The sequence below is a fragment of the Pseudomonas sp. 2995-1 genome, from assembly GCF_002742505.1.
Lineage (GTDB): Bacteria > Pseudomonadota > Gammaproteobacteria > Pseudomonadales > Pseudomonadaceae > Aquipseudomonas > Aquipseudomonas sivasensis.
Genome location: NZ_LJSA01000589.1, coordinates 1 through 287, shown reverse-complemented (window position 1 = coordinate 287; position 287 = coordinate 1). Strand labels below are relative to the sequence as shown.

Annotated in this window: 1 protein-coding gene; it reads left to right on the top strand. The window is 40.1% G+C overall.

Annotation, left to right across the window (positions count from 1 at the left end; genetic code table 11):
• Nucleotides 1–62: 62 nt before the first annotated feature.
• Nucleotides 63–287 (top strand): hypothetical protein (locus tag AOA61_RS28195; RefSeq protein WP_143521276.1); only part of this gene is annotated, 225 nt, incomplete at its 3' end.

Genomic DNA, 287 nt, shown 5'->3' with positions numbered 1-287 from the left:
ACTTTATGGGGCAGGAAAAATAAGGCCGAAGATAACCAACTTATTTTTCTAGGGAGAAACATATGAAAAAACAAATTAGTAATAGCATGATGAACGATGCTGCAAAGTCGTTAAAGGTCCAACAGCGCCAGAGAAGCGCTGTAGATAATCAACTCTCGAAGATTGGTGACTCATTAGACACACTGTCTGATATAAACAATCAAAACGCTGATGACATTGACGCTCTATTAACGCAAGCTGAAATGATGGTTCAGGAGCAGGGGATCGATCTAAATTCCTTCGTCCTT